Raw genomic sequence first — 20,700 nt, forward strand, 5'->3', positions numbered from 1 at the left:
ACCTTGAGTGCAGCCCAAGAAAAACATTGTCCATCTGCCGGTGTACAAGCCAGGCAAGCCGATGGAAGAAGTAAAGAGAGAACTCGGCTTAACCGAAGTCATTAAATTGGCTTCCAATGAAAATCCGTTCGGATGTTCCCCTAAAGCCAAAGAAGCGATTATCGCTCACGTAGATCAAACCAGCATTTATCCGGACGGCGGCGCCGTAGATTTGACGAATGCCGTGGCGGCGCATTTTGGCGTTGAAGCGAACCAAGTTATTTTCGGAGCGGGCTCCGACGAGATCATTCTGATGCTTGCGCGCGCTTACTTCGTTCCGGGCGACGAGACGATTATGGCTTCTCCGACGTTCCCTCAATATAAGCATAACGCCGAAATCGAAGGCGCCGTGTGCATCGAAGTGCCGTGCATCGACGGATATCACGATTTGCAAGGCATGCTGGATAAAGTAAGCGAGCGCACCAAGATCATCTGGCTGTGCAATCCGAACAATCCGACCGGCACGATGCATTCGCATCAAGAAGTCGTGGACTTTTTGAACAAAGTGCCGTCCCACGTTCTGGTCGTTTTGGACGAAGCTTACGCGGAGTACAATGTGAGCGGGCAATATCCGGACAGCATCGGCCTGGTCAAGCAGTACAAGAACGTCATTACTTTGCGCACGTTCTCCAAAATCTACGGGCTGGCGACCCTTCGTATCGGTTACGGCATCGGGCATCCTGAAGTGATCAAATCGATCAATCAAGTCCGCGAGCCGTTCAATACGACGGGCTTCGCGCAAAAAGCGGCTCTCGCTGCGCTTCAGGACGAACAGTTCATTGCGGACTGCCGTGAAACGAATGCCCGCGGCATTAAGTACTTATCCGCTCAGTTCGACGAGCTGAAGCTGAGCTATTACCCTGCGCACGGCAACTTCGTCATGGTCGACGTGGAGCGTCCGGGCGGGCTCGTTTTCGAGGCGCTGCTCAGAAAAGGCGTTATCGTTCGCCATGATCCGGGTTGGGGCATGCCGACGATGCTGCGCGTCACGGTAGGCAGCCAGGAGCAGAACGAGAAATTTATCGGCGCCCTGCAATCGGCGTTAAAAGAAGTGGCTGTGAACGCATAAGAGAAGCTTCGCTTTTTCAAGGCGTTAGTAAATAGAGAAGGAACCTGTTCATGACTAAAATAGCTATTTTTGGAGTGGGCTTGATCGGCGGTTCTTTGGCGCTGTGCTTTAAGGGAAAGCCGGGGATAACCGTTGTGGGACATTCCAATTCTCCCCGGTCCGTCGAGAAGTACTTGAAGCGGCAGGTCGTCGATGATGCGACTACCTCGATGGAGGAGGCTGCGGCTGACGCCGATTTCATCTTCATCTGTGTTCCTGTAGGCAATTTGCAGGAATATTTGGTCAAGCTGTCCAAGCTGCCTCTGAAGCCGGGCTGCATCATCACGGACGTCGGCAGCACCAAAGCCTCGATCGCGTCGTTCGCTTCGAAGCTGGATTTGCAGGATGCGTATTTTATCGGCGGCCATCCGATGGCGGGGAAGGAGAAGTCGGGCGTGGAGGCGGCTACTTCCCATTTGTACGAAAATGCGTTTTACGTTCTGACGCCGGATGAGTCCATACCGCCCGAAGTATACGAGCGGCTGACGAAGCTGCTGCAGTGGACGCGAGCCCATCTAGTGAAGGTGGACCCGAAGCTTCATGACGATATTGTCGGAGCGATCAGCCATCTGCCGCATATTATCGCAGTGGCGCTGGTCAACCAAATCGCCCGCTACAACGAGAAAAACGAGCTGTACCAGAATTTGGCCGCGGGCGGCTTCCGGGATATTACCCGTATCGCCTCCAGCGATCCGGTTGTCTGGCGCGACATATTGCTCGATAACCGCGAGGTCATCCTTCGTCTGCTGGAGGACTGGAATGAAGAGATCGCTTCGTTTATCCGGCTGCTGAAGGAGAAAGATGGGGAAGGGATTGCGGAGCAATTCCGCCTCTCCAGCGAGTTTCGCTCGGCTCTGCCCGAAAGGCGCAAGGGCGTGCTGACTTCGGTGTACGAGGTTTATGTCGATGTGCCGGATCATCCGGGCATCATCGGCCAAATCGCTACGCTGCTCGGCAGCCACAGAATTAACTTGAGCAACATTCAGATCATCGAAAGCAGGGAAGATATCCCGGGCGTGCTGCGATTATCTTTCCGGGACGAGTACCAGATGGATAAGGCTATTGAACTACTCGCGAAAGAGAATTACACGGTTCACGTGTAATTCTTTTTTCTTTTGGCGCAAATAAAACGTTTTCAAAAAAGTATTGACAAATTGAAAACGTATACATATAATAAAAGTACAGTATGGTTTCTCTCCACTCCTATCCGAATAATGGCACTATGTGCAGCCACCTTTTCCAAGGTGGTTCTTTTTTTTGTTTTGCGGCATTTCTTAGAAAGAGCGGGGAATTACCGGCGGCCTTCAGTTTGCTCCAAGGGGGACATTAGTCGTAATAAATTACACCTTTTTTTGGAAGTTATTCTGAAAGTTGTCTGAAATATGTCGATTAAGCAGGATTTTTGACCGAGTTTACCGAATGTTATAAGGATGAAGTCCGATCTTTAATTTTTTTGAAAATATACCGCAACTTTTTTACTCCCGTATAGTCAAACAAAGTAGAATCGCTGGGAGTAAGCAGGAATCACAAGGAGGGTCGTAATTCAATGACCGATTCCCAGTTGATCAGAGAGATCAAGGACGGCAACGTCCAGCTATATGATGAATTAATGCGTCGCTATGAACGAAAAATATTGGCGTTTATTTACCACATGCTGAAAAGCGCAAAAATGGAGTCGTTGGCGGAGGATCTATGCAACGAAACCTTTTATAAAGCATACCGGAGTCTGCACTCGTTTCGCGAAGTGGAGGCGACCTTTTCCACGTGGTTATATACGATCGCCAGAAATACCGTTCTTAGCGAGCTGAGAAAAAATAAAAATACAAAGGTTTCTTTGGAGCAAAGCGGACTTGAGCCTCATGCCGGGGCCGACGCTATGCCTGAATTAACAGCGCTTCGCAACGAGAAAGTATCGATGGTCCGGGATGCCATTAACAATTTGCCTGAGAAGCAGAGGTCTGCGCTTATTTTGCGTGAATACGATCAATTGGATTATCAGGAAATTGCCAATATCCTTGGGCAGACCGTAAGTTCGGTTAAATCCTTATTGTTCAGGGCGAGAGCGAGTGTAAAGCTCCAGTTGGAACCATACTTTCTTGATCCGATTTTTGAGGAGTATGAAGGGATGAATCGATGATGAAATGTGAAGAAGTACAAGAGATGCTAGGCGTCTACTGGGATCTGCCCGAGCATGATCTGAAGCGGCAGTATGTGGATGAACATATAAAAAATTGTCCTTGCTGCGCCGCCGAATTCGAAATATGGCGCGAGAGCACGGAGCTCATCAAGTCGGCAGCGGAAACCGGCGAGTTCGCGGAAATGTCCACACCGATTTCGAGAAGCGTCATGAACCGCATTTATGAGGACGAATCGTGGAGAGTGCCTGTCGCCGACAAAATGTACGCCATGACGTTCAAGCTGCGCCGCAACGTATCGGCCATCATCGCTTTTTGTCTCGCCTTGTTTATATGCTCTTTCCTATACTCGGTGACGCATCAAGCTGCGCCGGAATCTGCTATGGTCTCCGGAGAATCCGCCGTATTCGGCCGGATAGGCGACCCGGTTGTCGTGGCCGGAAGCAAGCAGGAATCGATGAACGTACATACGATGCCCTCGGCCGTCGCCAGCTTGAAAGGATTCAGCGAGCCGTTCATGTACCAGGTCGGCCCTATTCACACGATAAAAGATTACATGATCTTTGTTTCGCTTCTCGGTCTGACGTGCACGCTGCTTATTATGAACTGGCTGTCCAGAACGAGATCTTAATCGGCCTTACAGGAGGATTTAATGCTTACAATCGGTTTTATTCGTCACGGTACTACAGAATGGAATCTGGCCGGGAGGATGCAGGGTCAGATGGATACGGAGCTGGCGGAAGTAGGCGTGCGCCAAGCCGAGCTGCTTGCCCTGCGGCTGAAGAGCGACAGCTGGGACGGGGTGATCGCGAGCGATCTGATTCGGGCCAGACAAACGGCCGAGATGATATCGAATGTAACGGGAACTCCGTTTATCGGTGTCGATGCCCGTCTGCGGGAGCGTTATTTCGGGCAAGTGGAGGGGACGACGCAGGAGGAGAGGATCGCCCGCTGGGGTGAAGGCTGGAGAGAGCTGGAGCTGGGAATGGAGAAGGACGAGGAACTGCTGAAGCGTTGGGATGCGTTCCTTCGGGAGCTAAGCGCCGCCCAACCGGGAAAGCGAATACTGCTGGTTAGTCATGGCGGTTATATCGCCCCTGTTCTGCATTCTTTGACGGGCAGGCCGGTGGAATCCCATTTGCACAATACGTCGCTTACGATAATGGAGGCCGTTGACAGCGGCTGGCATTGCAGGCTGCTGAATTGTACGGCTCATTTGGAGCCGGTCATCTAGAATAAATGGAGTTAAAGAAAGCCCGTGAATCCACGGGCTTTTTTTGTGCAGCCAGCGCCGCGCAGGAAAGTTTTTCTTGCAATCGGCGTTTAAATCCGGCGCAAATTCCCATAATGGTACTAAGCCTATTTGGAGGTGCTGTACCATGAATTTAGCGGATATGTTAAGCTATGCGGATATTCAAGACTTGAGCCGAATTGCCCATACGTACAACTGTGAATGCAACGGTCACTCCAAAAATGAGCTCATTCAGTCGATTCTTACGACCGTCAACCGCAAAGAGGTATTTGAACGGCAGGTCACGGACATGCCGATTGAGGATGTTCGTTTTCTCAACTCTTTGATTTTCGATCCGAGAGGATCGTTCAGCCTGGAGGAGCTTATTGCCAGGGTGCAGCAGAGCCGCTTTATTAAGGAAGAGGATGAGGAATGGAACCCGCGGGATATGATCCTGCGCTTTAAACAGAGGGGCTGGCTGTTCAACGGTTATTCGCAGCAAACGCGTTATTTGTTCCAGGTTCCTGCCGATTTAAAGCGAAGGTTCGGCGATGCGCTGACCAAACAGTTTCAACGGCGGCTTGTCGCGGCCAAGGAGCCTGAGGTGTATCGGGACGAGCAGAAGCTGATTGTGGACGATATCGCTCATTTTTTGCAATATGTTCATCAGAACGAGGCAGTGCTTACAGCGGATAACACGATGTACAAACGGCAGCTGCTGCAGGTGCTGGACCGGCTTTCGGTTAAGGAAGAGCCTGCCCCCAAAACGGCTTGGCGCTTCGGCTACGGAAGAATGTTCAAAGATTATCCGAATCGTTTTTCTTTCATCTACGATTATTGCTACTATACAGAACTGATAACGGAACATCATCAGGTGCTCGCGCTCAGCGATAAAGGCAGGGAGCGTGTAACCCATGCGACCAAGGAAGATTTGGTGCAGGTGTACCGGTTTTGGCTGAGATTGTATAAGAACGCGATTCCGAATTTGCAGTCTCTGGTCCATTGGCTCGATAAAATAGCGAAGAGCTGGGTCACCCTGGAGTCGGTAAAAGAAACGCTCGTGCCGCTTATCCGCCCGTTTTATTATGATACGCCCGAGTCTGTGCTGGAGCAGCGCATCGTGCGGATGATGATGCATTTGGGGCTGCTTCGGATCGGCGAAAGCGATGAGTTCGGCACGGTCGTACAGGTTACGAAGCTCGGAAACGGCGTGATCCAAGGCAGTTATGTCGCTGACGAGGATAAGATTACAATCCCGTTCGAAAACCGTTCGGGCGAAGCGTGACCGGGAGGGGAGCAACGGCTAGCCCTAATGTAGGTAAAAGCACATTCGGCGCGATAGGGGCTGTTGTACTTATCGAGGCCGAAAAAGGGTGAATATGCTTAAGTAGGGGCAGCTTTACCGTTCGCTTTTCAAGGGTGATGGTTCGCATCGTCCCGGCAATGCAGCAAGAAAACAAACCGATGGAATGGATGCAAAGATGGGCAGCGGAGTACAGGCAGCTGATGATGTTTTAAAAATATTAACGCGAGACCGGTTTGGAGGTAGGTTCTAATGGGCAAAATGAACGTTTCCAATGATATGATGCTGAGTTTGTTTGCGGAGATGGTGCTGGATGAAGCCATACGTAAATATAAGGAGCAGTATTTGTACAGAGAAATTGATTTGGCTTTGGCAAAAGGAGACGAACAATCGTTTCTAGCCCTCACGACAGAACTGAAATCGCTCAATACTCATGGCAAGTGAACCGAAGCTCCTGGCCTAAATTATGACATCTTTTTGAAAGGCATGTGAGAACCAATCATATGTCTTTTTTTTGTGTTACATTATGTGGAGAAATGAATACTGATGTGGAGAGTGAATGAAGCCGATGAAATTTAGCGATGTAGAGCAGGGGGCATGGGAAAGTCTGAAACCCTACGTGGATACGTGCCTGCTGCCCGTAACGGGTATGACGGGAAAGGAGCAGCCCTGGGAAGCGACGAGGGCGCTGGAGCAGCTGCGAGATGCGCTCGATTGCTTCGAAATTCCGTACAAAGGAAGAGTGCTGACGTATCCCGCTTTTCATTATATAGAAGGAGAAGAAGGACGGGAGCTGGTTGCGACGATGTGCGGCCGGCTAAAGGACAACTTCCCCTATGTCGTTCTTGTGTCCGCCGACGGTCGCTTAGCCGAGCTTGGCGAAATTCGCGGCGCGGACAAAACGTTTATTCTGACGCCCGGAGAATTGGCTGAAAATCTGGCTGAGATCAAGCGGCATATTGCCGAGCAACTGCAGCATTTATGGTCGGGAAGGTAACCTTTGCGAAGCGTGTATGATTGATTACATTTTTGCTAATTCTAAGTACGGGACGCGATTTTTCCCCTCATGAACAGTTGTGACAATTTCGTTAACAGTTACTGCTGGGACAAGAATTGATGGCTCTAAATGGAAGTTAACATTCTTGACGCACCTAGAGTCGTAAGCTATTATTAGTAATGTCCTAGTATGTGGTGTAAAGTTATGTCGAACGACGTGATATATGTTGCAAAAGGGGGTAGAACGAGAATGAGTGAGCACAACAGTCATGATGCGCAGCATCAGGGTGAGAGGCCGGTTAAACGTCGCGAGATGTCCCGCAGGCAGTTTCTGTCCTATACCCTTGGTGGAGCTTCTGCGTTCATGGGCGCCGGTATGATTGTTCCTATGCTTCGATTTGCTATCGATCCGGTCCTTCAGCCTAAATCGCAAGCCGATTGGGTCAAGGTAGTCGAAGAAGCGAAGATCGAGAACGAACCGAAATCCTTCAAATTTCAAGTGCATCAGGTCGACGGCTGGTATGAGAGCGACGTTGAATTGGAAGCTTGGATTTCCAAGGATCAGCAAGGCAACATCTTCGCCTTGAACCCGACCTGTAAGCACCTTGGATGTACGGTTAACTGGAATGCCAATCCGGAGTACAAGGATCAGTATTTCTGTCCTTGCCACGGCGCGCACTATACGGTAGATGGCAAAAACCTTGCTGTAGCGCCGGCGCCTTTGGATCAATACGATCTCAAGGTGGAGAATGGGTTCGTTTATTTAGGACAACTTGGTCCTAACAAAAGGGTGAAATAAGGAGGCGTAACATCAGATGTTTAAAAGTATGTATAACTGGATTGATGAACGTCTTGATATCACGCCGATGTGGAGAGATGTTGCCGATCACGAGGTTCCCGAACACGTTAACCCGGCGCACCATTTTTCCGCATTTGTTTACTGCTTTGGTGGATTGACGTTTTTTATTACGGTTATTCAAATATTGTCCGGTATGTTCCTGACGATGTATTATGTGCCGGATATTATTAACGCCTATGCGAGTGTTGACTATCTGCAGCATAAGGTTGCATTCGGCGTCATCGTTCGCGGTATGCATCACTGGGGTGCCAGTCTTGTTATCGTCATGATGTTCTTACATACGCTTCGCGTGTTCTTTACAGGCTCCTACAAGGCGCCGCGCGAAATGAACTGGGTAGTAGGCGTGCTGATCTTCTTCGTCATGTTGGGTCTCGGTTTCACCGGATACTTGCTGCCGTGGGATAACAAAGCTTACTTTGCAACGCAGGTAGGTATCAAGATCGCCGCATCCGCTCCTTATATCGGCGATTACATTAAGACGTTCCTGCAAGGCGGCGAGATCGTCGGTGCGCAAACGTTGACTCGATTCTTCGCTTTGCACGTGTTCTTCTTCCCGGGCATTTTGCTGGCATTGCTGGCGGGTCACTTCTTTATGATTCGTAAGCAAGGGATTTCCGGTCCGCTGTAAGCAAGACTTCGATTGGCATTGTATCAATCAAGGAAGCGGCTTCAGTTTACAGCCAGTCTCGCTGTTGCAAGCGAGAACGTTATTCGAAAAACCGCAGCGCGGCTTTTCGATCTGTGGGGACGACAGGTCGCGTTGAAACGGCAGTTCTTGCGTGCGGAGAGCTTGAGATTTCTTCATGAGGGCAAGACATGAGGAGGCTTTCCGACACTAAAAGAAGTAAGGAGGGGCGAAATTGGCACACGGCCATAAGTCTGACGAAAAAATCGTTTATGTTGGAGACTCTCGCGTTCGGACGAGATCTGCTAAAATGGCTCAGCCGGATTATTCGGCTTTCCCGGGAAAATCCGAAGTATTCATCCCGAACTTCCTTCTCAAAGAATGGATGGTAGGGGTTGTCGTACTCGTCGGCATCCTGGTTCTAGTCGTATCCGACCCGGCTCCGCTTGGTTATCCCGCGGACCCGACCAATACACAGTTTATTCCGATGCCTGACTGGTACTTCCTGTTCATGTATCAATTGCTGAAATATCCGTATACTTCCGATCAATTCGTCGTTTTGGGAACATTGGTCATTCCGGCTATTATGTTCGGCGGCTTGATGGTAGCTCCTTTTCTGGACACGGGGAAAGAAAGACGCTTTTACAAACGCCCGATCGCTTCGACTTTAATGTTTCTCACATTGGTTGCCTGCACCTATTTGACGGTCGTTTCGTGGACGCATTACGAACACGAGATGAAAGATAAAAACCTGGTGCCTGAGCACATCAAACGCGAGGAAGAGCTTCATGCCGGCAAGGCAGAGAGCGGCGGAGGCGGCGCCAAGAAACCGGCTGCTGCCGCAGCGATCGTAGCTCCGGATGATCCGGGTGCGGAAATTTATAAAAAAGCAACTTGCGTAGCATGTCACGGCGGCGAATTGAAAGGAATGCCTTCTTCCGGAATTCCTGCATTGCGCGGCGTAGGCGACAAGCACAGCAAGGATGAAATTTTGAACATCATCAAAAAAGGGCAAGGCAATATGTCCCCTCAATACGATGATAATATCAAAAAAGGCTTGACGGACGCCGACATCGACAAGGTGGCTGAGTGGTTGTCCAAGCAAAAGAAAGAGTAGTTACGAAGGACCTGGTCGCTTATGTTGCGGTCAGGTCTTTTCAATGGAAGAAACGAAAGCATTTTCAGGCGGGGGGAAACCTATTGCTAAGCATGTCGATTCGCTCCTATTTTTCCAGAGCTTTTTTATCCAGCCGCTTCATGCTGTGGAGCCTGTTCTGGGTTAATCTTCTCGGGACGATATATGGTTACGAATGGTATTGGAACCAGATGACGTATACGGCTGAAACGATGTCCGCGGCTTATTTGCCGTTCGTTCCCGATAGTCCGACGGCCAGCTTGTTTTTTACCGGGGTTCTGGCCTATTTGCTGGTCGACTCGTACAAAGGGCGGTCTCTTGCTCCCCGTCCCGGATGGTTCCGTGGATTTGTAGAAGCATTCGCCGTCGTCACCTCCTTCAAATACGGGGTATGGGCCGTGTCGATCATTTGGGCCGGCGCGTATATGGGAAGCGAAGTGAACTGGCAGGATTGGATGCTGAGCATCTCGCATTTAGGGATGGCGGCCGAAGCTTTATTATATTGGCGTTTATACACGTACCGGTTCTGGCCTATCGTTGCGGTGGCGGTATGGACGTTGTGGAATGATTTTATGGATTATGCCGTCGGGGTATTCCCGTGGCTGCCGGAAAGCTTGATGGATCACCTTCCTTCGGTTGCGGCATTTACGGTTGAGCTCAGCTTTGTCAGTCTGGTCGTCGCCTTCGTTATTATGAAGGTTAGGGAAGTTTTGAATAAACGCGAGGTCTAAATGCGGACATCCCCCCATAGGATGATGATAGGAGGGATGTCCGATGTTGCGTATAAAAGTAGGGAGAGGCATCGGCCTCTTGTTGGTTGCGATGCTCGGAATGCAGCTGCTCGCCGGCTGCCGCCAGGCGGAGAAACCGGCGCAAGAGGCGGAGCCTAAGCCGTCTACGGAGCAATTGCAGAGGGTGGAGCTGCTGAACCGGACGGCTGACGATATGTATAAGAAGGTAATGCAGGGGGATGTTATGGGGGGGCGGGACGCGCTGCAGCAGCTGAGCGATCAAGTGACGACGATTCGTTACGAGGGGCTTACGACACTGGACGGGCTGCACGCTCTGACGGAAGCCGTCACTCAGGGCAAGAGAGTGTTCAATGCGGCGCGTTTCTCGCCGGATGAAGGACAAGTAGCCGCCGCGCAAATCCGTCTGGCCACCGACGCGTTGTCGCATCCGGAGCAGCCGATGTGGCTGCAGTACTACAAGCTGCTGCAGGACGACGTGAACGGAATCGAGCAGGCGGCGAAGGATAAAGAAGCGCAGCAGTTTCAGAAATCGGTGTTTCTGTTTGAACGGCATATTTCGATCATTCATCCGAGCCTTTTGATCAGCAGAGACGCAACCGATGTGGAGAAGCTGGATTCGCTGGTTACTTTCATGAGCGGACAAGCCCGGACGGAGAAAGAGCCTTATCAACCGGTCGGCAACCTGCTGCCGACGGTCCGGCAAATGCTCGACAAGCTGTTCTTGAAGAAGGATACGACCGCCTTCCTGCCTGTCGTCGACGATCGAAATCCGATTCTGTGGACGTTTGCGATCGGTTCGGTTATTTTGGCCGCACTTGGGTTCGCAGGCTGGCGGCTGGCGAAGAAAGACAACGGCTTGGTGCTAGTCCGCAAGAAAGACGAAGCATAGCGATTATTCGGGCTTAAAGCCCTCCCCAACTACGTCATGAACCTCGTTGATTATGATAAATGCGCGAGGATCGACGGAACGGGCGAGGTCTTTAAGCCTTTTCATTTCCTGCCGGTAGACGACGCAATAGACGACGTTCTTATGGGCTTTGGAGTACGCGCCGACGGCGGGAATAATGGTAGCTCCGCGGTCCATATGCTCCGCAATTTTGGCGACGAGCTCTTCGGCGTGATCGGTGATGACGGTAAACGCCCGTGCGGCGTAGGCCCCTTCGATAATAATGTCGATCACTTTGGTCGTAATGAAGACGACGACGAAGGTATACAATATTTTTTCCTTAGGGATAAAAAATAGCGCCGAGCCGATGACCAGACAGTCGAATACGAGAATGACCCGGCCCATGCTCCAGCCGAGCCACTTTTGCCCGATCGTAGCTATAATATCCGACCCGCCTGTCGTGCCGCCGTACCGGAAGACAAGCCCCAGACCGACGCCCAGCGTGACGCCTGCATAGGCGACGGCCAGAAAGTAGTCGTGTTCGGAGTGAAACGGCACAATCCAGCCGCGATGGATCAGTTGTTCCATTATCCAGAGGAAAAAAGATAGAGAGACAGTGCCGATCACCGTGTTGAGCATCGTTTCCTTGCCGAGAACTTTCCATCCCAAATAAAATAGCGGGATATTAATGACCAATGTCGTCGCGGACGGAGGAAGATGAAAGCTGTAATTGAGCAAGAGAGCGATTCCGGTGATCCCGCCCTCCATAAGCTCGTTTGAAATAACGAAATAATGAAGGCCGAAAGCGTAGATTGCCGTCCCTAACGTGATGGGCAGCAGGTTCTTCCATTTGACGAGCGGATAAGAGGATAACAGAGAAATCGACCTCCCGGAAAATGAACTTTCAAGACATATAACGACCGGATTAGTGTAAGTTTAATCATAGTATGCCTTAGTTTCAAGCAAAAAAAATTTGTCATCCCCAGACGTTTGCGATAACATGGTATATAGGATCGGTAACGACAAATGAATGTTTATGCATAAAGACAAGGTTGGTGAGCAGCGTACATGGCCGAAAAAACGTTACAGGAACTTCAACAGGAAGTCGACCAATACATATCGCAGTTTAAAGAAGGATATTTCAGCCCGCTTGCGATGCTGGCCAGAATGTCCGAGGAAGTCGGGGAGCTTGCAAGGGAAGTGAACCATCAATTCGGCGAAAAGCCGAAAAAAGCTTCGGAAGAAGACAACTCCATCGAATTGGAGCTCGGCGATATTTTGTTTATAACGATCTGTTTTGCCAATTCCTTAGGCATCGATCTGACGGAAGCGCATGACAAGATTATGCATAAATTTCGCACAAGAGACGCTAACCGGTGGACAAAAATAAACACGGATAACGAATAAAGCTCATATGCTGTACCATCACCTTGCCGAAGGAGGATGGGGCTGATGACAGGGCATGAGCTGATTCAAAAAGCGTACGATGCCATACTCCATAATGATTTTGAGAGCGCGATAGAATGGTTCGAGCAGGCGATTGCCATGGAACCGGGTAACGCCGCCTTTCATTATAGATTATCGATCACGTACGCCAGAAGCAACAAGCTGGTCAAGGCGCTGGAGCACGCTTCCCAAGCGATTGAGCTGGACCCGGACGAAGAGCATTACCGGTATCATCTGCAGCATCTTAAAGCCAAAGAGATCGTCAGGCAAGCGGAGGCGTATTTGGAGAAAGCCGGGGATCAAGCGTGGCTGGCTATTTCGCTGCTGAAGCAGGCCATCGCGCTGGATTCGTTGTCGTCGGAGGCGTTTTTGCTCTTAGGGGTCGCTTATGCGGAGGTTCAGGAGTACAGTCAGGCGATTGCTGCGATCCGCGAGCTGCTCAAGCTCGATCCGCAGCATGAAGCCGGCATTCGGCTGCTGGAAGAGTGCCGCGCCAAATGGAAGGAATATATGCAGTCGTAGCGATCTAACACTTTTGTTGAATGAAAGGAAAGAATAGATAATGAGTCGAATTCGAGTGGCTGTAGCAGGCGCAAGCGGCAGAATGGGCCGTGAAGTAGTAAAAATGGTGTTGGGCGATCCCGAGCTGGAACTGGTCGCGGCCGTAAGCCGGACTTCCGATCCTACGGTCGACGCGGGAAGATTTGTCGGTATGGACCCGTGCGGAATTCATATGAGCAATGATCTGGAGATGGCTTTGGTAGAAGGGAAGCCGGACGTGCTCGTCGATTTCACGGCTCCTCATTCGGCGGTTCTCCATACCGCTCTGGCGCTGCGTCATAAGGTTCGTCCCGTTATGGGAACGACCGGGTTTACTCCGGAGGATATCGAGAATTTGGACAAGCAATGCAGAGAGCTTGGAATCGGCGGCATTATCGCCCCGAACTTCTCGATCGGAGCCATTCTGATGATGAAGTTTGCCGCGCAAGCCGCCAAGTATATGCCGCATTTGGAGATTATCGAATACCACGGCGATCAGAAGCTGGATGCCCCGTCCGGTACGGCGGTCAAGACGGCCGAGCTGATTTCGCAGACGCGTCAGGAGCTCCGTCAAGGCAATCCTAACGAAGAAGAAACGATTGAAGGTTCCCGCGGCGGACTATACAATGGATTTAGAATACATAGCGTCCGGCTGCCTGGCGTGTTCGCGCAGCAGGAGGTTATCTTCGGAGCGTTCGGGCAGACGCTGAAAATCCGCCACGATTCCTACGATCGCGCCGGATATATGCCAGGAGTCAACGTTGCCGTGAAAAAGGTAATGGATATTACCGGCATGGTGTACGGTTTTGAACATTTTATAGATTAATGTCTCACGAAGATTTACAGTGACTAAAGGAGCCTAACAGGGATGTCAATGAAAATAGCGCTAATTGCACACGATAGAAAAAAAGAAGAAATGGTAAACTTCATTACCGCCTACGAGACCGTTTTTGAACACCATGAGCTGTTCGCTACAGGAACGACGGGAACGAGAATTATGGAACAAACGAAGCTGCAAATTCATCGCTTTATGTCCGGACCGCTTGGCGGGGACCAGCAGATCGGCGCGATGGTGGCGACGAACGATATGGATCTGATCATCTTTTTGCGCGACCCATTGATGGCGCAGCCTCACGAGCCGGATATCATTGCGCTGCTGCGTCTATGCGACGTGCAGGGGATTCCGGTGGCGACGAATATTGCGACGGCGGAGATCCTGGTCAAGGCGCTCGACCGCGGAGATTTTGCGTGGAGAGAGCTGGTGCACAAATATAAGCCGGGTGTGCCGGAATGACGGAAGCGCTCGATATTCTCATTTTCGGCGCGCATCCCGACGATGCCGAGATCGGTATGGGGGGAACGATCGCCAAGCATACGGCGGCAGGGTATAAAGTCGGCATCTGTGACTTAACTTATGCGGAGATGTCCTCGAACGGCACGGTAGAGCTTCGTCAGAAGGAAGCCGCGCAGGCGTCCGATATTTTGGGGCTTGCGGCGCGCAGCAATCTGGGGCTTCCCGATCGCGGATTGCGGATGGAGCCGGATCAGATTCGGGCCATTACGCTGCAAATTCGCAAGTATAAGCCAAGAATCGTCTTTGCGCCGTATTGGGAAGACCGCCATCCGGATCATATTGCGTGCAGCAAGCTGGTGCAGGAGGCGCTGTTCAACGCCAAGCTGAGGAAATACGAGCCGCAGACGGAAGCGCATACGGTAGTACAAAGTTATTTTTACTTTATTAACGATGTCGCCGAGTCGGATCTGCTCGTGGATATTACGGACGTGCATGGACGCAAGATGCAGGCGCTCGGAGCTTACCGTACGCAATTCGAGGCTGTCGGGGCGAACAACGATTTCGTCGCCACCCCTCTTAACCAAGGATACTTGGAAAGAGTGGAGGCCAAGGATCGCATGCTCGGGCAAAAGCGGATGGTTCCGTATGCCGAAGGATTTGTAAGCAAGCTTCCTTATATGGTCGATTTATTTTGACGGCAGGAAGACGGATATACATAACGGGATAAACGAATAAGATACTTAACATATGAGGCAAGGGAGGGGAGCGCATGAAGGATCGGTTGAAAATCGGAATTACTTGTTATCCTACGCTGGGCGGCTCGGGCGTCGTGGCGACCGAGCTCGGCAAGCTGCTGGCGGAACAAGGACATCAGGTGCATTTCATTACGCACAGCATGCCGTTTCGGCTTGGGAAGTTTGATAAAAATATTTTTTATCATGAAGTGGAAGTCAATGATTATTATGTGTTCAAATATCCTCCGTACGATTTGTCTCTGGCCAGCAAGCTGGCCCAGGTCGTTCAACTGGAGGAGCTCGATCTGCTTCACGTTCATTATGCGATTCCGCATGCGGTGTGCGCTCTGCTCGCCAAGCAAATGGTAGGAGACAGGGTCAAGGTAGTTACCACCTTGCACGGCACCGATATTACGGTGCTGGCGCAGGATGAATCGCTGAGCGATCTGATCCGCTACGCCATTAACGGGAGCGATGCGGTCACCGCCGTATCCCGGGACTTGATCCAGGAAACGCGCAAGCTGCTTTCGATCGAGAAGCCGATTGATCTGGCTTATAACTTTGTCGACAAGCGGGTTTACTATCCGCGCGAGGTGACCGCCTTGCGTAAGGAGTTCGCGCATCCTGACGAGAAAATATTGATCCATATTTCTAACTTCCGCCCGGTCAAGCGGGTAACGGATGTGGTGGAAGTATTCGATAAAATTTGCCGCGACGTGCCGTCCAGGCTGCTGTTTGTCGGCGAAGGCCCGGAATTGTCCAAGGTGCTTTGCAAGGTGAAGGAGCGCGGATTGCTCGACAGAGTTACCTTCTGCGGCAAGCAGGACGATGTGGCGCAGCTTCTCTCGTTGTCCGACGTGATGCTGCTGCCTTCCGAGAAGGAAAGCTTCGGGCTCGTGGCTCTGGAGGCGATGGCTTGCGGCGTGCCTTCCGTCGCATCGAATGCCGGGGGCATTCCTGAGCTGATCACTCACGGGGAAACCGGATTTTTGGCGGATATCGGAGATGTCGACCAAATGGCTTATTATACGAAAATGCTGCTGACCGATAAGGCGTTGTACGAGAAAGTGACGCAAGCTTGTCTGCACAGAGCGAGGTTTACGTTCTGTAACGATGTGATTACCCGTCAGTATGAGGAAATATATTATCGGGTACTGGAGAGACCGATGCCCGAGGAACTAAAGATGAAACCGATGAATTGTTGAGCGGTACCGTGCCGGATGATTCGGCCGATTACGCATGCGGGGGTCTGAAATGCAGGAGCCGTTGGAGCGATTGGAACGGGGAGCTCTCACCATTGTGGAGGCCCTGATGAAGCAAGGATATGAAGCCTATCTGGTCGGCGGCTGCGTCCGCGATAAGCTGCTGAGCCGCAAAGTGAAGGACTACGATATCGCCACCTCGGCAAAGCCGGAGCAGGTGAAGTCGGCGTTCGCGCGAACGATACCGACAGGTCTTCAGCATGGCACGGTTACCGTCGTGATCGAAGGCCAGCCTTATGAAGTGACCACGTTCCGCAAAGAGGATGCCTACGAGGATCACCGCCGGCCGGCCGGGGTGGAATACATAGACAGCTTATACGAAGACCTGCGCCGCCGCGATTTTACGATGAATGCGATGGCGCTCGATTTGGAGGGCAGGCTGATCGATCCGTTTCACGGGAGGGCCGACATGGAGCAGGGCATACTGCGCTGCGTCGGCGAAGCCAAGGAGCGGTTCGAGGAAGACGCGCTGCGGATTCTCCGCTGCATCCGCTTCGCCGCGGAATACTCCATGGAGGTGGAAGGCGCTACGTGGGAAGCGCTGCTTGCGCAAGTCCACTTGCTGAAGCATATTGCCATGGAACGGGTCCGTATGGAGCTGGAGCGGATGATTGCCGGAGCCGCGCCGGTGAAGGCGGTCAAACTGCTGGCGGCAAGCGGAGCGCTGCGTTACTGCAAGCTGCCGCTTCTGCTGGCCGATGTCAGCCCGGACCGGCTGTCCGAAGGGCTGGCGCAGCTTCATTCGCCGCTTGAGCGTTGGGCTTATATGTATTTACAGCTCGGAGCCGAGGCGAAGGCGGTAGAGGAGGAACTGAGAAATCTGACTTTCTCGAACCATCAGGTCGAGGAAGTGCGGCTTATTATCGCCGCAGCCCGCAATGTAGCCGGCTGCTTGAACGGCGACCCGGCCGGAGAGGTCACCGCTTCTTCCTACGGAGAGTCGTGGAAGTTGGCCGCGGTTCGATTCGGCAAGCAGGCCGTACGATCTCTAGGCGCCATTCTCGCCATAGATGAAGATGCGGCCGCTTCGGCGGGAATTGAGAGCGGTCAAGCCCGCAGCCTTGCCGGCGGCAGCGTTGTCTGGCTCGATGAGATGCCGGTCGGCAAGACGGTGGAGCTGCAGGTTAACGGAGGCGAGCTGATCTCACATATCGGCAAGCCTGCGGGGCCTTGGGTAGCTCCGGTACTGCAGCATTTATTAAGAGCCGCTGCGCTGGGGACTATTCCCAACAGTAAAGAAGCTCTGCTGCTTGAAGCGCGGCGCTATGATCAATTAACTGAGCGGGAACGGGATGAATGATGAACATAAACGAACATTTGCTGCGTACGTTCGAGGCCAGGCCGGGCGAGTTTCTGTCGGGAGAAGAGCTCAGCGCGACGCTGCAGGTGAGCCGGACGGCGATCTGGAAGCATATCGAAAGGTTGCGCCAAGAAGGATATGAATTCGAAGCGGTGTCGCGCAAAGGCTATCGCCTCGTCGCCAAGCCGGACAAGCTGGATGTGGAGGCTATTTTAGGCCGCCTGCATACGCGCGTCATGGGGCGGAGCATACATTACATGAACGAGGTGGATTCCACCAATAACGTAGCCAGAGAGCTTGTTCAGCAGGGGGCGCAGGAAGGCACTCTCGTCGTTGCCGAGCAGCAGCTCGCCGGCCGGGGACGGCTGGGACGCAAGTGGCATTCGCCGAAAGGGAAGGGGCTGTGGATGACGCTGATCCTAAAGCCGCGCATTCCGCTGCATTTTACTCCCCAACTGACTCTTCTTGTAGCCGTTGCTTTATGCAGGTCTCTCCGGCAAATTTCATCGCTGCCTATCGGAATCAAATGGCCCAACGATTTGCTTATCGACGGGAAGAAGATCAGCGGCATTTTGCTTGAATCGAGCGCGGAAGAAGAAAATTTGAATTATGTCGTAGCGGGAGTGGGGATCGGAGTTAATTTGCTGCCGGACGATTATCCCGATGACGAGTTGAGAGCGAAAGCGACTTCGCTCGCGATCGAAGCGGGTCATACATTGGACCGGTCGGAAATTCTCGTTGCCTTTTTGCAGGAGCTGGAAAGCTTGTACGATATATATCACGAACAGGGCTTTGGACCGATCAAGCTGCTATGGGAAGCGCTCAGCGTTTCGTTGAACCGCCCGGTCACCTGTCAAACCCCAAAAGGGTTGGCGGAAGGGACATCGCTCGGCATCGACGAGAGCGGAGCTCTAATAGTAAAGCTGCAGGACGGTACCGTGACCAAGTGGTATTCGGGGGATATTCAATTTTCTTCCTGAAAAGTGCGCCAGCGTGTCGAAAAAGGGTGTTGTAAGAAAGAAAAGTCTGGTATAATGTTCATGCAAGGCGATATCCATGGGAATTGCACTTGCTGAACGATCGGAAGTTCTTACCAGACATGACGGACAATTGCATAGCTTTACCTGGAATATGTCGGATTCTGCTCTGAGCCTAACGGACCGAGACAGAAGGATCATATGATTTTTTTTGCCATGTGAACCTTTTAGCTCCCGTAGGCTAAAAGGTTTTTTTGTTTATACTACAACTTATCGGCGTAAAACGTTGGAGGAAGGTGAGTGTTTGTGATGGAAAAACGGAGACCGGTAACAACAGCCAAGCTGAAAAAGATGAAGGAAGAAGGAACACCCATCTCCATAATTACCGCCTACGACTATCCGTCGGCCCGATTGGCCGAGGAAGCGGGAATCGACGCCATCTTGGTCGGCGATTCTTTGGGCAATGTCGTATTGGGGTACGACTCCACGATTCCTGTCACTCTGGACGATATGGTATATCATTCCCGTGCGGTTGCCAGAGCGGCGCAAACGGCGTTTGTCGTTACGGATCTGCCCTTTATGACTTATCACGGAAGCGTGGATCAGACGCTGCGCAACGCAGCCAGAATCATGCAGGAGGGCTGTGCTAAGGCGGTCAAGATGGAAGGCGGAACGGAAATCGCCGCGGCGGTAGAAGCCTGTACGAAGGCGGGCATTCCCGTAATGGCCCACATCGGCTTGACCCCCCAGTCGATTCATCAAATCGGCGGTTTTAAAATTCAAGGAAAAAGTACCGAGCAGGCGAAGAAGCTGCTGGAAGACGCTAAAGCCTTGGAGCAAGCAGGAGCATTCGCCATCGTGCTCGAGCTGATGACGGATCAGCTGTCGGAGCATATTACAGCCGAGCTGTCGATTCCAACGATCGGCATCGGCGCGGGTCCTCATTGCGACGGACAGGTGCTGGTATTCCATGACGCGCTCGGCTACGCCTCGGACATCGTTCCTAAGCGTATGGTCAAGGAATACGCCCAAGTCGGAAACATCATCCGCGAAGGTTTGAAGCAGTATGCCGACGAAGTGAAGCAGCGCCGCTTTCCGCTGCCGGAGCATTCCTTTCAAATGGAAGATCAGGTAGCCGAATTTTTGTACGGAAGCAAGAAATAAACGAGCGGGGGAGAAGAAATGCAAATTTTACATCGTATCCAAGATGTCAGGGAAGCGGTAAAGACGGCAAGAGCGGAAAACAGCGGGCTGAAAGTAGGCTTCGTGCCGACGATGGGATATCTTCATAAAGGGCATGCCAGCTTGCTTGAAGCGGCGCGCGAACAATCGGATCTGGTCGTGCTCAGCATCTTCGTCAACCCGCTGCAATTCGGACCGAACGAAGATTTGTCCCGCTATCCGAGAGATCAGGAACGGGATCTGGCCGTAGCGCGGGCTGCGGGCACGGACATCGTCTTCTTCCCTTCTGTAGAAGAAATGTATCCGCAGCCGACGAAAACGGTCGTTTCCGTATCGGAAGTGACCGAGCGGTTGTGCGGCGCGGCCCGTCCCGGCCATTTCGACGGTGTCGCTACCGTCGTAACGAAGCTGTTTAATATCGTACAGCCTGATCAAGCTTACTTCGGCTTGAAGGATGCGCAGCAGATTGCGGTCATTCAGCAGATGGTCGACGATCTCAACATCCCTGTGGGCATTGTGCCGTGTCCGATTGTCCGCGAGGAAGACGGGCTCGCCATGAGCTCGCGCAACGTGTATTTGCAGCCCGAGGAGCGCAAGCAGGCGCTGGTGCTTTCTTCGGCGCTGCAGATGGCGGAGCGGCTCGTTCAGAGCGATTCAGGCTCATTGCAGGCGGAGGAGCTGAGGCAGGCCGTAATCGATCACATCCGGCAGTCTCCGCTTGCGGATATTGACTATGCGGATATTTTAGCGTATCCTTCATTGGTGCCGGTAACCGATCTTCGTTCGACGCCGGCGTTCATTATCGCCTTGGCCGTCAAATTCGGGAAAACGAGGCTGATCGACAATATCATTATCCGAAAATAACCGGTTAGTAAGTTTCTTCGAGAAAACTTTTA

General features: G+C 52.0%; 24 protein-coding genes. 23 read left to right on the forward strand and 1 reads right to left on the reverse strand.

What is annotated here, in order from left to right; all coding sequences use genetic code 11:
* Window positions 1–7: 7 nt before the first annotated feature.
* The 13 genes from hisC (at window position 8) to N0M98_RS20340 (ending at window position 11,072) form a co-directional block, all read left to right on the forward strand.
* On the forward strand, window positions 8–1,108 hold the full coding sequence (hisC, locus tag N0M98_RS20280; protein WP_249864103.1) for a histidinol-phosphate transaminase: 1,101 nt from the start codon (window positions 8–10) through the stop codon (window positions 1,106–1,108).
* 50 nt (window positions 1,109–1,158) lie between these two features.
* Window positions 1,159–2,250 (forward strand): prephenate dehydrogenase, encoded by a 1,092-nt coding sequence (locus N0M98_RS20285; protein WP_249864102.1) that lies wholly within the window; start codon window positions 1,159–1,161, stop codon window positions 2,248–2,250.
* A 443-nt stretch (window positions 2,251–2,693) separates the two neighbouring features.
* A complete protein-coding gene (locus tag N0M98_RS20290; protein WP_249864101.1) occupies window positions 2,694–3,284 on the forward strand; it encodes an RNA polymerase sigma factor in 591 nt (196 codons plus the stop codon).
* The gene (locus N0M98_RS20295) at window positions 3,281–3,913 is read left to right on the forward strand and encodes an anti-sigma factor family protein (protein WP_249864100.1); all 633 of its coding nucleotides are present in this window, start codon (window positions 3,281–3,283) and stop codon (window positions 3,911–3,913) included. Before N0M98_RS20290 ends, N0M98_RS20295 begins: the two co-directional genes overlap by 4 nt.
* A 21-nt stretch (window positions 3,914–3,934) precedes the next feature.
* Entirely contained in the window at window positions 3,935–4,516 is a 582-nt protein-coding gene (locus N0M98_RS20300; RefSeq protein WP_249864099.1) for a histidine phosphatase family protein, read from the forward strand.
* Window positions 4,517–4,661: 145 nt separating this feature from the next.
* Window positions 4,662–5,798, forward strand: a complete 1,137-nt coding sequence (locus tag N0M98_RS20305) for a hypothetical protein (RefSeq protein ID WP_249864098.1) — start codon at window positions 4,662–4,664, stop codon at window positions 5,796–5,798.
* Window positions 5,799–6,068: 270 nt separating this feature from the next.
* Window positions 6,069–6,260 (forward strand): IDEAL domain-containing protein, encoded by a 192-nt coding sequence (locus N0M98_RS20310; RefSeq protein WP_249864097.1) that lies wholly within the window; start codon window positions 6,069–6,071, stop codon window positions 6,258–6,260.
* A gap of 115 nt (window positions 6,261–6,375) precedes the next feature.
* The gene (locus N0M98_RS20315; RefSeq protein WP_249864096.1) at window positions 6,376–6,813 is read left to right on the forward strand and encodes a DUF2487 family protein; all 438 of its coding nucleotides are present in this window, start codon (window positions 6,376–6,378) and stop codon (window positions 6,811–6,813) included.
* A gap of 249 nt (window positions 6,814–7,062) precedes the next feature.
* Window positions 7,063–7,611, forward strand: a complete 549-nt coding sequence (locus N0M98_RS20320) for a QcrA and Rieske domain-containing protein (protein ID WP_283942808.1) — start codon at window positions 7,063–7,065, stop codon at window positions 7,609–7,611.
* Window positions 7,612–7,627: 16 nt separating this feature from the next.
* Window positions 7,628–8,299, forward strand: coding sequence for a menaquinol-cytochrome c reductase cytochrome b subunit (gene qcrB / locus N0M98_RS20325; RefSeq protein ID WP_249864095.1), 672 nt, complete (start codon window positions 7,628–7,630; stop codon window positions 8,297–8,299).
* A 232-nt stretch (window positions 8,300–8,531) separates the two neighbouring features.
* Complete coding sequence (locus N0M98_RS20330) at window positions 8,532–9,413, forward strand: menaquinol-cytochrome c reductase cytochrome b/c subunit (RefSeq protein WP_249864094.1); 882 nt, start codon at window positions 8,532–8,534, stop codon at window positions 9,411–9,413.
* A gap of 92 nt (window positions 9,414–9,505) precedes the next feature.
* On the forward strand, window positions 9,506–10,162 hold the full coding sequence (locus N0M98_RS20335) for a DUF1405 domain-containing protein (protein WP_249866186.1): 657 nt from the start codon (window positions 9,506–9,508) through the stop codon (window positions 10,160–10,162).
* 43 nt (window positions 10,163–10,205) lie between these two features.
* On the forward strand, window positions 10,206–11,072 hold the full coding sequence (locus tag N0M98_RS20340; protein ID WP_249864093.1) for a sporulation protein YpjB: 867 nt from the start codon (window positions 10,206–10,208) through the stop codon (window positions 11,070–11,072).
* Window positions 11,073–11,075: 3 nt separating this feature from the next.
* On the opposite strand, the gene N0M98_RS20345 is transcribed toward N0M98_RS20340, so the two are convergent.
* A complete protein-coding gene (locus tag N0M98_RS20345; protein WP_249864092.1) occupies window positions 11,076–11,945 on the reverse strand; it encodes a YitT family protein in 870 nt (289 codons plus the stop codon).
* Window positions 11,946–12,137: 192 nt separating this feature from the next.
* Between N0M98_RS20345 and N0M98_RS20350 the strand changes: the two genes are divergently transcribed.
* The 10 genes from N0M98_RS20350 to panC all read left to right on the forward strand — a co-directional run bounded on the left by N0M98_RS20350 (window position 12,138) and on the right by panC (window position 20,668).
* Entirely contained in the window at window positions 12,138–12,476 is a 339-nt protein-coding gene (locus tag N0M98_RS20350; RefSeq protein WP_249864091.1) for a nucleotide pyrophosphohydrolase, read from the forward strand.
* A 45-nt stretch (window positions 12,477–12,521) separates the two neighbouring features.
* Entirely contained in the window at window positions 12,522–13,037 is a 516-nt protein-coding gene (locus N0M98_RS20355; RefSeq protein WP_249864090.1) for a tetratricopeptide repeat protein, read from the forward strand.
* A 40-nt stretch (window positions 13,038–13,077) separates the two neighbouring features.
* On the forward strand, window positions 13,078–13,881 hold the full coding sequence (gene dapB / locus N0M98_RS20360; RefSeq protein WP_375295512.1) for a 4-hydroxy-tetrahydrodipicolinate reductase: 804 nt from the start codon (window positions 13,078–13,080) through the stop codon (window positions 13,879–13,881).
* Between the two features lie 48 nt (window positions 13,882–13,929).
* Entirely contained in the window at window positions 13,930–14,349 is a 420-nt protein-coding gene (locus N0M98_RS20365; protein ID WP_249866184.1) for a methylglyoxal synthase, read from the forward strand.
* The gene (gene bshB1 / locus N0M98_RS20370) at window positions 14,346–15,044 is read left to right on the forward strand and encodes a bacillithiol biosynthesis deacetylase BshB1 (protein ID WP_249864089.1); all 699 of its coding nucleotides are present in this window, start codon (window positions 14,346–14,348) and stop codon (window positions 15,042–15,044) included. Before N0M98_RS20365 ends, bshB1 begins: the two co-directional genes overlap by 4 nt.
* Window positions 15,045–15,118: 74 nt before the next feature.
* Complete coding sequence (gene bshA, locus N0M98_RS20375) at window positions 15,119–16,288, forward strand: N-acetyl-alpha-D-glucosaminyl L-malate synthase BshA (RefSeq protein WP_249864088.1); 1,170 nt, start codon at window positions 15,119–15,121, stop codon at window positions 16,286–16,288.
* A 49-nt stretch (window positions 16,289–16,337) separates the two neighbouring features.
* Window positions 16,338–17,645: a CCA tRNA nucleotidyltransferase gene (locus N0M98_RS20380; RefSeq protein WP_259618969.1), complete on the forward strand. Its 1,308-nt coding sequence runs from the start codon at window positions 16,338–16,340 to the stop codon at window positions 17,643–17,645.
* Window positions 17,645–18,625 carry a biotin--[acetyl-CoA-carboxylase] ligase gene (locus N0M98_RS20385; protein WP_259618980.1) on the forward strand — a complete coding sequence of 327 codons (981 nt, stop codon included), beginning with the start codon at window positions 17,645–17,647 and terminating at the stop codon, window positions 18,623–18,625. The genes N0M98_RS20380 and N0M98_RS20385 overlap by 1 nt, the downstream gene beginning before the upstream one ends.
* A gap of 306 nt (window positions 18,626–18,931) precedes the next feature.
* Complete coding sequence (gene panB / locus N0M98_RS20390; RefSeq protein WP_249864086.1) at window positions 18,932–19,786, forward strand: 3-methyl-2-oxobutanoate hydroxymethyltransferase; 855 nt, start codon at window positions 18,932–18,934, stop codon at window positions 19,784–19,786.
* Between the two features lie 18 nt (window positions 19,787–19,804).
* Complete coding sequence (panC, locus tag N0M98_RS20395) at window positions 19,805–20,668, forward strand: pantoate--beta-alanine ligase (protein ID WP_259618970.1); 864 nt, start codon at window positions 19,805–19,807, stop codon at window positions 20,666–20,668.
* Window positions 20,669–20,700: the final 32 nt, after the last annotated feature.

The organism is Paenibacillus doosanensis (assembly GCF_025060755.1).
GTDB classification, from domain to species: Bacteria; Bacillota; Bacilli; order Paenibacillales; family NBRC-103111; genus Paenibacillus_S; species Paenibacillus_S doosanensis.

What these genes read in the sequence shown, in the direction of transcription:
- N0M98_RS20285 (WP_249864102.1), top strand. Translation starts at nt 1,159, where the DNA reads ATGACTAAAATAGCTATTTTTGGAGTGGGCTTGATCGGCGGTTCTTTG.
- N0M98_RS20355 (WP_249864090.1), top strand. Translation starts at nt 12,522, where the DNA reads ATGACAGGGCATGAGCTGATTCAAAAAGCGTACGATGCCATACTCCAT.
- N0M98_RS20335 (WP_249866186.1), top strand. Translation starts at nt 9,506, where the DNA reads ATGTCGATTCGCTCCTATTTTTCCAGAGCTTTTTTATCCAGCCGCTTC.
- N0M98_RS20310 (WP_249864097.1), top strand. Translation starts at nt 6,069, where the DNA reads ATGGGCAAAATGAACGTTTCCAATGATATGATGCTGAGTTTGTTTGCG.
- N0M98_RS20380 (WP_259618969.1), top strand. Translation starts at nt 16,338, where the DNA reads ATGCAGGAGCCGTTGGAGCGATTGGAACGGGGAGCTCTCACCATTGTG.
- N0M98_RS20305 (WP_249864098.1), top strand. Translation starts at nt 4,662, where the DNA reads ATGAATTTAGCGGATATGTTAAGCTATGCGGATATTCAAGACTTGAGC.
- bshB1 (WP_249864089.1), top strand. Translation starts at nt 14,346, where the DNA reads ATGACGGAAGCGCTCGATATTCTCATTTTCGGCGCGCATCCCGACGAT.
- dapB (WP_375295512.1), top strand. Translation starts at nt 13,078, where the DNA reads ATGAGTCGAATTCGAGTGGCTGTAGCAGGCGCAAGCGGCAGAATGGGC.
- bshA (WP_249864088.1), top strand. Translation starts at nt 15,119, where the DNA reads ATGAAGGATCGGTTGAAAATCGGAATTACTTGTTATCCTACGCTGGGC.
- qcrB (WP_249864095.1), top strand. Translation starts at nt 7,628, where the DNA reads ATGTTTAAAAGTATGTATAACTGGATTGATGAACGTCTTGATATCACG.
- N0M98_RS20385 (WP_259618980.1), top strand. Translation starts at nt 17,645, where the DNA reads ATGAACATAAACGAACATTTGCTGCGTACGTTCGAGGCCAGGCCGGGC.
- N0M98_RS20365 (WP_249866184.1), top strand. Translation starts at nt 13,930, where the DNA reads ATGAAAATAGCGCTAATTGCACACGATAGAAAAAAAGAAGAAATGGTA.
- panB (WP_249864086.1), top strand. Translation starts at nt 18,932, where the DNA reads ATGGAAAAACGGAGACCGGTAACAACAGCCAAGCTGAAAAAGATGAAG.
- N0M98_RS20320 (WP_283942808.1), top strand. Translation starts at nt 7,063, where the DNA reads ATGAGTGAGCACAACAGTCATGATGCGCAGCATCAGGGTGAGAGGCCG.
- N0M98_RS20290 (WP_249864101.1), top strand. Translation starts at nt 2,694, where the DNA reads ATGACCGATTCCCAGTTGATCAGAGAGATCAAGGACGGCAACGTCCAG.
- N0M98_RS20350 (WP_249864091.1), top strand. Translation starts at nt 12,138, where the DNA reads ATGGCCGAAAAAACGTTACAGGAACTTCAACAGGAAGTCGACCAATAC.
- N0M98_RS20295 (WP_249864100.1), top strand. Translation starts at nt 3,281, where the DNA reads ATGATGAAATGTGAAGAAGTACAAGAGATGCTAGGCGTCTACTGGGAT.
- N0M98_RS20340 (WP_249864093.1), top strand. Translation starts at nt 10,206, where the DNA reads ATGTTGCGTATAAAAGTAGGGAGAGGCATCGGCCTCTTGTTGGTTGCG.
- panC (WP_259618970.1), top strand. Translation starts at nt 19,805, where the DNA reads ATGCAAATTTTACATCGTATCCAAGATGTCAGGGAAGCGGTAAAGACG.
- N0M98_RS20315 (WP_249864096.1), top strand. Translation starts at nt 6,376, where the DNA reads ATGAAGCCGATGAAATTTAGCGATGTAGAGCAGGGGGCATGGGAAAGT.
- N0M98_RS20300 (WP_249864099.1), top strand. Translation starts at nt 3,935, where the DNA reads ATGCTTACAATCGGTTTTATTCGTCACGGTACTACAGAATGGAATCTG.